Below are 11,705 nucleotides of genomic sequence, written 5' to 3'. Positions count from 1 at the left end.
CTGGACTCATCCGTCAAGTCAGAAAGAAAATCATAAAAGAAATAAAGTCTAGAGAGCCTTTGCCTTCTAGTGATAATGCGCATGAAGGTGTGGTCTATGAAGCGCGCTCTATCTTAGAAGCACTGAAGGCTGAGGAGAAACAGAGAGAGTGAGATACCAGAGGTTAATTCACAGTAAGTCACTCTTTAAATCCATAACCCTAACGAGTGGAGATGTATGATATGCTTTAGATAGCTGTACTCGTTAATTTTAATATACTACACTATATCCAAATCATTATTATGTATTTGTAGAAGGCCCCCCTGGAGATTATATCTTAATCAATATGCCTAATGGAAGTATCTATTATTATGCTCATGATGATTTACCTACTAATAGTTTATATCTGATAGCGAATAGTTTTGAAAACTTTATAGATAGACTTCAACTCAATACAAATACAATACATGATGAAGATGATGATCTAGAAGAAGAGTGGTTTGCTGATGATTTTTAAAGCTATATGATATTGAAATGTAAAGAATACAGTTTTAATAATGCGACTCATTACATCATCTAATAAATTATAATTGACATCAGTTTTACAATCACTTCTACACTCAAGAAAACAGAAGTATAAACTTTAACTAATTCCAGCACTTAGAGCTAGATTATTTATAAATAAGTGTCAGAGTTTATCTATAATTATTATTTATATTTGTAGCGAGTTATAACAATATGTATTAAAAAGAAATAGAATGAATACAGACGAAAAGTTTCACGATGAAATGGGAGACAACCACATCGCATCTAGTGATGCAACTCCACTTAGAAGTGACGCATTTGACCTTACAGATGATCAAAAAATAGAATCTATAAAAAAAGATGTAGAAAGCATTTTAAACACTTTAGGATTAGACTTGACAGATGACAGTCTTAAGGGAACGCCTAACCGTGTAGCTAAAATGTTTGTAAAAGAGATGTTTGGAGGATTAAATCCTGCTAAAAAGCCAAGCGCTTCTACATTTGACAATAAATATAAATACAACGAGATGTTGGTAGAAAAGAACATTGTAGTTTATTCTACTTGTGAACATCACTTACTTCCTATCGTTGGGCGTGCTCACGTAGCTTACATTTCTAATGGTACCGTAGTGGGGCTTTCTAAAATGAACCGTATCGTTGATTTTTATGCAAAAAGACCACAAGTACAAGAGCGTTTAACAATTCAGATTGTAAATGAATTAAAACGTGTATTAAACACAGAAGATGTGGCATGTATCATCGATGCAAAACACTTATGTGTAAACTCAAGAGGAATCCGCGATATCGAAAGTAGTACTGTTACTGCTGAGTTCGGAGGAAAATTCCAAGATGAGAACGTTCGTAAAGAGTTCTTAAACTATATTCAATTAGAGACTAAGTTCTAAACATTACAAATTATATTATGCCTTTATATCAAGAACAGCAATTAAAAATGTACAACTCCATCACTGGAGAGAAAGAAGTTTTCAAACCTATCCATGAGGGTAAAGTGGGAATGTATGTATGTGGACCAACAGTCTACAACTATGTACACCTTGGGAACTGTCGTACTTTTATATCTTTTGACTTGGTATATCGTTATTTAAAACACTTAGGGTATGCTGTGCGTTACGTTCGTAATATTACTGACGTAGGACATATGGTAGACGATGTAGATGAAGGAGAAGATAAAATCGCTAAAAGAGCACGTATTGAGCAGATAGAACCAATGGAGATAGTTCAGAAATATACTTTGAACTTTCACAATATTCTAAAACAGTTCAATAACCTCCCTCCTAGCATTGAACCAACGGCTACTGGGCATATCATCGAGCAAATAGAAATCATACAAGCGATCATCAACAATGGTTTTGCTTATGAAGTGAACGGATCTGTGTACTTCGATGTAGAGAAATACAATCAGTCACATAACTATGGAATATTAAGTGGTCGTAAGATAGAAGATATGTTATCTAATACAAGAGACTTAGATGGACAATCTGACAAGCGCAATCCACTGGACTTTGCACTTTGGAAAAATGCAGAGCCTCAGCATATCATGAGATGGCCTTCTCCATGGGGAGATGGATTCCCTGGATGGCATCTAGAGTGTACTGCTATGAGTACAAAATACTTAGGTAAACACTTCGATATACACGGAGGTGGAATGGATTTAAAATTCCCACACCACGAATGTGAGATTGCACAGAATGAAGCTTCTACAGGTAACTCACCTGTAAACTACTGGATGCATGCTAATATGCTTACGCTAAACGGTAAGAAAATGGCTAAATCTACAGGGAATAATATTCTTCCTGATGAATTATTCTCTGGCGAGAACAATATCCTTAGCAAAGGGTTTGCTCCTGCTGTAGCAAGATTCTTTATTTTACAAGCACACTATAGAAGTATCCTAGACTTCTCTGATGATGCTATATTAGCATCTGAAAGAGGATACCAAAGATTAATGGAGGCTATTAAATCTCTAAAAGATTTGAAAACTTCTAGCAACTCTTCTGTTGATATTGCAAAATGGAGACAATCGTGCTATGACGCAATGAATGATGACTTTAACAGTCCGATTTTAATTGCAAACTTATTTGAAGCAGTTAAGTTTATTAACCTGATTAAGGATAATAAAGAAACTATTTCGGCTACAGATTTAGATACTTTAATTCACAGCATGAACGCATTTGTATTTGATGTATTAGGTTTAGAAAACACTGAAACAGCAAGTGCTAATAACGAAAAACTAGAAGGTGTAGTCAATATGCTTATCGGAATGCGTAATGAAGCTAGAGCAAATAAAGATTTCGCTATGTCTGACCACATTCGAGATGAACTAGCTAAAATCGGTATTCAGCTAAAAGATGGTAAAGAAGGTACTTCCTTCTCTCTATAAATACACAAAAGAGGTTATTCTATGGATAACCTCTTTTTTTATATATACCTCATCTACAATAGTTAAGTTAATACTCTTTGATTATAAAATCGTCTTGCTAAAACTGTTTAATTCTACCTATTTCTAACCAAGAAATTCTTACTTTTAGCGCTATAATTAAACTCATCGTACATTTGTACACTTTCATATTTCTAATACTATGCTAAAGAAAATATTAATATTCCCATTTGTAATATTAGTCCGTTTTTATCAGCTGGCTATTTCACCATTCTTCCCTCCTGCTTGTCGATACAGCCCTACTTGTTCACAATACACCTTAGAGGCGCTAAAAAAACATGGACTTTTTAAAGGTGGTTGGTTAGCTATAAAACGAATTGCTAGTTGTGGACCATGGGGAGGTAAAGGATATGATCCAGTGCCTTAATACTTAATTTAGGTAAACTAGGAACTGGAGAACGCAACACAGAGAACTGGTAACTGAAATAGAAAACAAAAAACAATGAAGTACTCTTGGGTGTAAACCACAATTACTCTTTTGAGAATAAAGATTATTTCATACATTTATCATCTAACAGTATAAAAAACTATGATACATTCATTACATATGATTTGGAACCCATCAGAAGGGCTAGATTTAGGATTTATTAAACTGAGATATTACAGTCTTATGTTTGTAATCGCATTCGGTTTAGGATGGTACTTAATGAAAAAAATATATGACCGCGAAGGACTAAGTGTTGAAAAACTAGACAAATTATTTATCTATACTGTATTAGCAACTTTAATAGGAGCTCGTCTAGGACATGTATTCTTCTACGATTGGGATTACTATAAAGACCACTTATTTGAGATTATATCACCAGTGCGTTTCACACCTAAGTTTGAAATCGTTGGTTTTAGTGGATTAGCAAGTCATGGTGCTGCTATTGCTATTATCACTGTTATGTATTTTTACAGTAAAAAGATTATTCAAAAACCTGTACTTTGGATTCTAGATAGAGTCATTATCCCTGTGGCAATAGGAGGAGTTTTTGTTCGTTTAGGGAACTTCTTTAACTCAGAAATTATAGGACACGAAACCACGAATGCTTTAGGTATTCGATTTTTAAGAGATAAATTCTCTCCTAGAGAAGCAATGGAGATTACAGGAATACCTGATTATAACCAAGCTTATGATGCGATAGCTCACAACCCACAATTTGCAGAAGCTTTAAACCTAGTGGTAGCTAAACACCCTACTCAACTATATGAAGCTTTTGGATATATACTTGTCTTCATAATTGTTTACTATATGTTCTGGAAGACAGATGCACGCAAAAAGTTAGGTTATATCTTTGGAGTGTTCTTAGTACTACTGTGGATGGTGAGATTTATAGTAGAATATATGAAAGAAAGTCAAGGAGGTTTTGAAGATCAACTAGGCAATATTCTATCAACAGGGCAATGGTTAAGTATTCCATTTATCATCGTTGGGATTTACTTATGGGTTACTGCCAAGAATAGAGTATACGAATCATAAATATACAGAGAGCTAATCTAGATTGATTAGCTCTCTTTTTTTATATTTCTCTCTTAAAAGTATAATAGATTCTTTGTGTTGTACTCCCCATAGTACAAGGGACTGTAGACACTAGCTCCCATCCTTGACTTCCTAGATCATTTAGTGTATCATCAGTCTCCTTCATTTCCATTTTTGCAAAGAATCCACTAGTCACTACTTCAATTGTTTTGTATTCAAATCGTTTCATAATATTGTAATTAATTCATTCTAAGATAATCTTTTTCTATTATATACTTAACCAATTACACTTTGATTTTACTGCCGTTGGATTTACTTCTAATAGTAAACTATAAAAGACTCTAAAATCCTTATTCCACAAGCGCATATTATGGATAAAGGAATAGGTCATTACCTCTTCATCCTTACTAATAGAAATACTCCAAACTGACGAATTTGCAATTCTTGTACTTGTACGTCTTAGCTCTACAATAGCTTCTAAGGGATAATATGCTTTATCATCGTTAGGAAAAACTATACATAAGCTATTTGAACTAAAGTATAACTCGATATCACTTACTGCACTCTTAAAGAATAATGGTACTTTAGATGAAATCTTCTTATAATCACTTAAATCTACTGGATCTATAAAAGTCTTCATTTGTGATTTATGACTATTGGACGTATTACTATAAAGCCTTTTACGTTTTAATACTTGATAAAGAATTACACTGCCCAATAACCACGTTGCCAATGATAATACCATAATCATTACACTTGAAGATACAGGCATGACCATCACAATTAGCATCACAAGAATTAAATATCCGATACCATACATAAGAATAGTTCTAATCATATATTTGATACTATACTTTTTAATAATTAATAAAATCTACCTCCTCTATTTACTAGCAATTTTTATTGTCTTTTCATAGTGTAAAATTACAGCTATTAATAAGACAAAATATACATAATAATTTATCAAATATACTGTACATGATAGAGGTAATAAAAAAAGCCACTCCATAAGGGAGTGGCTTTTCATATAAATACAAGTTCTAAGAAAGAATTAGTTTTTCTCCACTAACATTTCTTCTTGAGCTTCTTTATGTCTTCTTTCGATTTCTTCTTTATCTTTTCTTGGCATAGTATCCACTAATACTGGAGTAGCTAAGAATAATGAAGAATAAGTACCTACAATAATACCGATTAACATCGCAAAGATAAATCCTCTAATTGAATCCCCTCCGAATACGAACATGATTAATAATACTAGGATTAAAGTAAGCGAAGTATTAATAGTTCTCGATAATGTAGTATTTACTGAATCATTAACGATTTTATTGAAATCACCTTTTGTTTTACCTGCAATGTACTCACGTACACGGTCAAATACAATCACGGTATCATTCATAGAGTAACCAATAACAGTTAAGATTGCAGCAATGAAATGCTGGTCAATCTCCATATGCCATGGCATAAACTTATATGTCAATGAGTAAATACCTAATACGAAGATAACGTCATGCGCAACAGAAACAATAGCTCCTAATGAATACTGCCATTTTCTGAAAGAAATAACTAAGTAAATAAAGATAGCTGCCATAGACCCTAATACAGCCCAATATGCATTCTGTTTAACGTCTTTAGCCATACTTGGTCCAACTTTAGAAGCTTGAATAACTCCTAATGTTTTTCCTTCAGTAGCATTAACGAACTCTTCATAAGACATAGGAGATGAATAGTACCCTTTTAACCCTTCGTATAACATTTCGTTTACTTCTTGGTCAACTGCAGCACCTTCCTCTTCTACTTTATATTTAGTAGTAAGTTTTAACTGTTCTTTATTTCCAAATACTTTCGCTTCAACGTTTACTCCAAATACTTCTCCAAGCTTATCACTTACTTCGTTAGCAGTCACCTCTTTATCAAACTTAACTTGGAATGTTCTACCTCCAACAAAGTCAGTTCCTTGGTCAAATCCGTTGATTGCAAATGAAGCAAAAGAAACCACTACAATGATTAACGATAAACCATAAGTAGCTTTCTTCATTTTTAAGAAATCAAAATGGAAGTTTGTGAACCAGTTTTTAGTAATATTTGTACAGAATGCTAAAGATCTACCAGCTTTAACGTCTCTATCCATAAAGATACGAGCGATAAAGATTGAAGTAAATAATGAAGTAGCAATACCGATTAACAATGTTGTAGCGAATCCTTTAATAGGTCCTGAACCAAAAGCAAATAAGATTACCCCTGTTAAGATATGAGTAACGTTAGCATCAACAATCGGACGCATAGCACCATGCCAACTATAAGATTCTTTAATCGTATCGGCAAGGCTCATTCCTTTTCGTAAACACTCTTTTGCACGTTCAGAAATAATAATATTCGCATCCACCGCAGTACCCATTGTTAATACAATACCCGCAATACCAGGTAATGTCAATACAGCACCTAAACTAGCAAGGATTCCGAATAAGAATAATAAGTTTGCTAATAAAGCAATATTAGCATACCATCCAGCTCTACCATAGTAGAAAGCCATCCAAGCAGCTACAATAATTAAACCAGCCACAGCTGACAACATACCAGCATCAATAGCTTGTTGTCCTAATGATGGTCCTACAATTTCAGATTGAACGATATCCGCACCTGCAGGTAATTTACCAGCACGTAAGATATTCGCTAAGTCTTTTGCATCAGCAACAGTAAAGTCACCTGAGATAGAAGATCTACCACCAGAGATAGGTCCACTAGTAACACCTGGAGCTGAATAAACAATATTATCTAATACAATAGCAATATTAGAATGCTCTGCATAAGCTTTTCCTGTTAACTCTTCCCATACTTTAGCTCCTTTAGGACTCATTGTCATTCCTACAACAGGACGGCTAAATTGATCATACTCATCTTGAGCACCAGTAATAACACTTCCACTTAAAGGAGGAATACCTTCTCTATTTGTTTTTAAAGCATATAACTCTACTAAATCTGGTGCTTTTTTACTTGGTTTCCCCCATGCAAAACGAGCATATTTTTGATCAGCAGGTAATAAGTTACGTACATCAGCTCTGTTTAAATAAGCATTTACTTTAACAGTATCTTTCGTTTGGAAATACCCTAAGATTGGGCTTCCTTGTTGTCCACCCATTGCGAATAAATCTAATAAAGGATTAAACTCTTTATTAGCTGCATTCCCCATAGAGTCTTTAGCTACAGTACCTAACAATGCTTCAACATCTGAGTTAGTAGTTGTATTATCAGTAGCAGTCTCTTTTTGATTAGCTTGCTTTTCAGTTGTTTTTAAGTACTCATTAGCAGCCATGATATAGTTACCTATTTCGTCTACTTTATAAGTCTCCCAAAACTCTAACTGAGCAGTACTTTGTAATAAATTTTTAATACGATCTACGTCTTTTGCTCCTGGAAGCTCAACTAAGATACGCCCTGTATCCCCTAACATTTGAATATTTGGCTGAGAAACACCGAACTTGTCGATACGCTCTCTGAATACACGGTAAGCACTCTCTATAGATTCTTTTACTTTTTTATCTAAGATAGACTTTACTTGGCTATCAGACATTCCAACAGTAATCTCACTTAAGTTTCTGTTTGCAAAAATATCTGCCGATGCTAATTTTACATTTCCTTTTGATTCTTTATCAAAAGCAGTGTAAAAAGCATCTAAGTAACTTTGATTACCTTGTCTTTGTGATTCAGCTTCTGCTAACGCTTTATTGAACGTAGCGTTCTTTGAATTATTAGCTAAACCTTTTAAAATGTCTTTGATTGATATTTGCAACGTAACATTAATCCCTCCTTCTAAGTCTAATCCTTTATTGATTTGCTTAGCTCTCACTTCATTGAATGTTTGTCCTAAAAATACCGTTTGGTTACCAATTGAATCAAGGTATTGTAATTCTTTTGTCGAATCTCCACCAGCAAAAGCTTTCGCTTTATCCTCATAATGGTTGGTAACAAAGGTAAATGACAGTTGGTAAATACTTACCAATGCAAAGATAATTGCAAAAAATTTAACGAGTCCTTTGTTTTGCATTATTACTAAAAATTAATTATTTACTTTTTTTAAAACGAGCAAATATATGATATAGACAATGATTAAGCAATTCTTTGGCTAAGAATATCAGCAAAAAGAGCTTTTTTCTATTACATATATTTTAACAATTAAACAATCTTTTACTATTCAATTGTTAATTCCTTATTTGTATCCCTAACAGCATTTACACTATCCGTGAACTTCTGAGATTCCGCTTCATTTAATTTTAATTCTACAATCTCTTCTATTCCACCTTTTCCAATTACACAAGGAACTCCTATACACAATCCTTCTTGCCCGTATTCACCTTGTAAATATACAGAACAAGGGATTAACTTTTTAAAATCATTTAAGATACTATCCACAACATTAGCTACAGCTGCTCCTGGTGCATACCAAGCAGAAGTACCTAATAACTTCGTTAGAGTAGCTCCACCAACCATTGTTGACTTACAAACTTCCTCTTGTTCTTCTATTGATAACATTTCACTTACAGGAATACCTTTATAAGTAGCTAATCTAATTAATGGAATCATTGTAGTGTCCCCATGTCCTCCAATTACCATACCTTCAATATCTCCAACAGGCTTGTTAAGTTTTTGAGATAAGAAATATTTAAAACGAGATGAATCCAAAGCTCCTCCCATTCCTATTACTTTCTTACGATCTAAACCTGATATTTTTAAAGCTGCTAGAGTCATTGTATCAAGAGGGTTAGTCACTATCACGAAAATAGCATTAGGAGAGTATTTTAAAGCACTTTCCATAACTGACTTTACTACAGATGCATTAGTACCAATTAATTCTTCACGAGTCATTCCTGGCTTTCTTGGAATTCCAGAAGTAATTACTACCACCTCGCTATTAGCTATTAAACTATAGTCATTAGTACTTCCCTTAACAATAGTATCAAATTTAGAGTTAGATGCACATTGCATGATATCCATTGCTTTACCTTCTGCATATCCTTCTGCAATATCAACTAAAACTACTTCACTCGCGATTCTTCTATTAGCAATAACGTCAGCACATGTAGCCCCAACATTTCCTGCTCCAATAATTGTAACTTTCATAACTTTATATCTTTTTATTAAAAAAAGGTCAAGGCATATAATATGCTTGACCTTTATAATTTTACATATTTAAATACTAAGCATCAATTTTAGCATAAGTAGCATTTTTCTCAATAAAGTCTCTACGTGGTGGAACTTCATCTCCCATCAACATAGAGAATACTCTATCTGCCTCTTGTAAACTATCTATTGTTACTTGTCTAAGAATTCTATGTTCTGGATTCATTGTAGTATCCCACAATTGCTCAGCATTCATCTCTCCAAGACCTTTATAACGCTGAACACTTGATCCACTTCCCATTTTTTCCATTAACTCAAGACGCTCTTCATCTGTCCATGCATATTCTTTACGTTGCCCTTTTTTAACCATATATAATGGTGGTGTAGCAATATAAACATATCCATTCTCTATTAACCCTCTCATATAACGGAAGAAGAAAGTTAAAATCAACGTTGCGATGTGGCTACCGTCCACATCGGCATCACACATGATTACTACTTTATGATAACGTAATTTCTCAAGGTTTAATGCTTTACTATCCTCTTCTGTTCCTATCGTAACACCTAAAGCAGTAAAGATATTCTTAATCTCTTCGTTTTCGAATACTTTGTGCCCCATTGCTTTTTCTACGTTAAGAATCTTACCTCTTAATGGTAGAATTGCTTGAAAGTTACGATCACGTCCTTGTTTTGCAGTACCTCCCGCAGAGTCTCCCTCCACTAGGAATACTTCACATTTAGAAGCGTCTTGTTCAGAACAGTCAGATAACTTTCCAGGTAGTCCCCCACCGACCATAACAGTCTTGCGTTGAACCATCTCACGTGCTTTCTTAGCAGCATGTCTAGCCTGAGCAGCTAAAATAACTTTTTGAACAATAATCTTAGCATCATTTGGATGTTCCTCTAAGTAGTTCTCTAGCATTTCTGCTACTGCCTGACTCACAGGAGATACAACCTCTCTATTTCCAAGTTTTGTCTTTGTTTGCCCTTCGAATTGAGGCTCCATTACCTTTACAGAAACAATTGCAGTCAATCCTTCTCTAAAGTCATCACCTGTAATCTCGAACTTAAGCTTATCTAACATTCCTGAAGCATCTGCATATTTCTTCAATGTTCTAGTAAGCCCCATACGGAACCCTTGTAAGTGTGTTCCTCCCTCATGCGTATTAATATTATTCACGTAAGAATAAATATTCTCTGCATAAGTATCATTATAAACTAATGCAACTTCCACAGGAATTTCTCCTTTATCAAGTTCCATTGAGATTACATCTTCAATAATTGGCACGCGACTACCATCTAAGAATTTGATAAACTCTTTTAACCCTTCTTTTGAGAAGAATACTTCATTTTTTACTTCACCGTTGTCTTCAATAACTCGCTTATCTGTAAGTGTTATCTTAAGTCCTTTATTTAAGAAAGATAATTCTCTTAAACGTCCAGCTAAAGTGTCATACGAATACTCAAGAGTTTGCGTAAAAATAGTATGGTCTGGTTTAAATGTAACCGATGTTCCTCGTTTATCTGTTTCACCAATAACTTTTACTGGAAATAAAGCTTTACCACGCGAATATTCTTGTTCGTAAATTTTACCTTCACGATAAACAGTTGCTCTTAACAAATCAGATAATGCGTTCACACACGATACCCCTACTCCGTGAAGACCTCCAGATACTTTATAAGAATCCTTGTCAAACTTCCCACCAGCACCAATCTTTGTCATTACTACTTCTAAAGCAGACACTCCTTCTTTTTTGTGGATGTCTACTGGGATACCACGTCCATTATCTTCTACAGTAATAGAGTTATCCTCATTTATAGTAACGCTTATTGTATCACAATAACCAGCTAAAGCCTCATCAATTGAGTTATCAACCACTTCATATACTAAATGGTGTAATCCTCTTACTCCTACATCACCAATATACATCGAAGGACGCATCCTTACGTGTTCCATTCCCTCAAGAGCTTGAATGCTATCCGCTGAATAATTATTCTTATTTGTTTCTTGGCTCATAATAATAATCTAAAATATCTAACGTACAAATATAACAATTATCAAAGACTTTATCAACTCTAAACAAGCCTAAAATACATATCTATTAGAAATAAAAAACAAAAAAACGCAGATGTTTTCACACCTGCGTTTTACACTTTTTTATAAAG

Annotated in this window: 9 protein-coding genes and 1 pseudogene; 5 read left to right on the top strand and 5 right to left on the bottom strand. The window is 34.1% G+C overall.

All coding sequences use genetic code 11. The features are described 5' to 3' along the window. Positions 1-277 precede the first annotated feature (277 nt). The 5 genes and pseudogenes from AABL85_RS12125 to lgt all read left to right on the top strand — a co-directional run. Positions 278-496: pseudogene (locus tag AABL85_RS12125) on the top strand (hypothetical protein); the annotation flags it as partial. A gap of 241 nt (positions 497-737) precedes the next feature. Then, entirely contained in the window at positions 738-1,409 is a 672-nt protein-coding gene (gene folE / locus AABL85_RS12120; RefSeq protein ID WP_121965587.1) for a GTP cyclohydrolase I FolE, read from the top strand. 17 nt (positions 1,410-1,426) lie between these two features. Next, complete coding sequence (gene cysS, locus AABL85_RS12115; protein WP_341310285.1) at positions 1,427-2,905, top strand: cysteine--tRNA ligase; 1,479 nt, start codon at positions 1,427-1,429, stop codon at positions 2,903-2,905. Between the two features lie 199 nt (positions 2,906-3,104). Next, positions 3,105-3,329, top strand: a complete 225-nt coding sequence (gene yidD, locus AABL85_RS12110; RefSeq protein ID WP_006259273.1) for a membrane protein insertion efficiency factor YidD — start codon at positions 3,105-3,107, stop codon at positions 3,327-3,329. A gap of 162 nt (positions 3,330-3,491) precedes the next feature. Then, positions 3,492-4,424 carry a prolipoprotein diacylglyceryl transferase gene (gene lgt / locus AABL85_RS12105; protein WP_341310284.1) on the top strand — a complete coding sequence of 311 codons (933 nt, stop codon included), beginning with the start codon at positions 3,492-3,494 and terminating at the stop codon, positions 4,422-4,424. 40 nt (positions 4,425-4,464) lie between these two features. On the opposite strand, the gene AABL85_RS12100 is transcribed toward lgt, so the two are convergent. The 5 genes from AABL85_RS12100 to gyrB form a co-directional block, all read right to left on the bottom strand. Next, a complete protein-coding gene (locus AABL85_RS12100) occupies positions 4,465-4,653 on the bottom strand; it encodes a DUF4177 domain-containing protein (protein WP_341310283.1) in 189 nt (62 codons plus the stop codon). A 39-nt stretch (positions 4,654-4,692) separates the two neighbouring features. Further along, positions 4,693-5,262, bottom strand: coding sequence for a hypothetical protein (locus AABL85_RS12095; RefSeq protein WP_341310282.1), 570 nt, complete (start codon positions 5,260-5,262; stop codon positions 4,693-4,695). 213 nt (positions 5,263-5,475) lie between these two features. After that, on the bottom strand, positions 5,476-8,466 hold the full coding sequence (gene secDF, locus AABL85_RS12090; RefSeq protein ID WP_341310281.1) for a protein translocase subunit SecDF: 2,991 nt from the start codon (positions 8,464-8,466) through the stop codon (positions 5,476-5,478). A gap of 143 nt (positions 8,467-8,609) precedes the next feature. Beyond that, positions 8,610-9,539: a malate dehydrogenase gene (locus AABL85_RS12085; protein WP_341310280.1), complete on the bottom strand. Its 930-nt coding sequence runs from the start codon at positions 9,537-9,539 to the stop codon at positions 8,610-8,612. A gap of 76 nt (positions 9,540-9,615) precedes the next feature. Beyond that, complete coding sequence (gene gyrB / locus AABL85_RS12080; RefSeq protein WP_341310279.1) at positions 9,616-11,556, bottom strand: DNA topoisomerase (ATP-hydrolyzing) subunit B; 1,941 nt, start codon at positions 11,554-11,556, stop codon at positions 9,616-9,618. Positions 11,557-11,705: the final 149 nt, after the last annotated feature.

It is taken from the genome of Myroides odoratimimus (assembly GCF_038039805.1).
Classification (GTDB): domain Bacteria; phylum Bacteroidota; class Bacteroidia; order Flavobacteriales; family Flavobacteriaceae; genus Flavobacterium; species Flavobacterium odoratimimum_B.
Note: the sequence above shows the minus strand (reverse complement) of the source record. Positions and strands in the feature narration are given on the sequence as shown.